Here is a 1,212-nt window from a genome sequence, read left to right as displayed (position 1 = left end):
TTTTTTTCCTCTCTTTTTTTGAGTAAAAAAGAAGAAAGCTCCGGAATTCTTTTTACGATCTGTAAGCCCAAAAATTCATAGAGAAATGAAAAAGTTTTATTATTAGGAAATAAGATCGTTAAATTCCTCAGAGCATTGCTCCCATAAAAATAGGCGCATACGTAGGTTAATACTTTAATCATTTCTAAGAACTCTTCCACGTCGTCCATAAGCCGTCCAATAATAAAGAGACTAGCGATAATGAGAGTATATAGAGCGACAAATAACAGAGAAATAAGAAGTTTTTTAATTCTCATGCGGTCCTTGTTAACGACCAAATCAACCAATATCCCCATAGAGATATCCCAACAAAATAAGATAATCAAAACCAGAATTGAATTATTGATGGGTTCTAAATAGCCGATTATTGCGCAGACAAAGGTGATAATTAATATTTTTAATGCATCCATGGTATTATCTTATAGTTATTGTATACCCTTTCTCTTTTAATTGTGCTTGCTGTTCTTTAGAAAAAACATTATCACAACTATCGAAATAAATAGCAATAGGAGATTGTTTAATTATATGATTATAAAGCGAATCAAGAAATTGTTCTGTTAATAAGCACTGTGTGAATTGAATAAAACTACCAATTATAGGTAGCGTGAGTTCCTTTAAGTTAATAGTATCTAGCCCATATATCTGAAGTTGATAAATCTTTTGATTGATGAAATCTAGCATCTTAACATCATGTTTTTTACTTGAACTCGCGCTTATAGATACTAAGTTAAGTTCTCCATTATTTCTTAGAATGATATGATCGGCAGCACCTATATCAATGGATGTATTTATGTCCGGAGATTCATTATTTTCAACAAGAAGCTCTTCTAATATATGTGAGCGATTTTTATAAGAAAAACTATTGATTGAACAATTCCTAACAATTAAATTCTTTAATTCCTCAGGAGGTGGATCAATGGTTAGCTGACCTATATTAAGTTCTTCAAAAATAACTTGCCCATCATTTACTTTCATGTCGTTAGTAAATGATGGACTTATTTTTATTTGATCTTTATTAGCTTTAATGATTTCAGTTACGCCAATAAGATAAATAGGTTCTGGGTTAGATTTTTTAGAGGTTAAAGATGCGCTAATAGTTAAGTTATTTTCATCAATATTAAATTTTGAAATAGAATAATTATCATATCCTACGAAGTTTTGAAGCTTACCTAT

2 protein-coding genes are annotated in these 1,212 nt (G+C 30.1%); both read right to left on the bottom strand.

The genetic code is table 11. The annotated features are described in order from the left end of the window. The coding region (locus ETU08_RS11925) for a hypothetical protein (protein ID WP_221410524.1) at nucleotides 1-335 on the bottom strand (335 nt) is incomplete at its 3' end. A 118-nt stretch (nucleotides 336-453) separates the two neighbouring features. Next, nucleotides 454-1,212, bottom strand: a 759-nt coding sequence (locus ETU08_RS11820; protein ID WP_185145234.1) for a hypothetical protein, incomplete at its 5' end; no start/stop codon positions are given.

This window comes from Apibacter muscae (assembly GCF_007845635.1).
In the GTDB taxonomy this organism is placed as follows: Bacteria; Bacteroidota; Bacteroidia; order Flavobacteriales; family Weeksellaceae; genus Apibacter; species Apibacter muscae.
The sequence above is the reverse complement of the archived record's forward strand: the minus strand, read 5'-3'. Positions and strand labels throughout refer to the sequence as shown.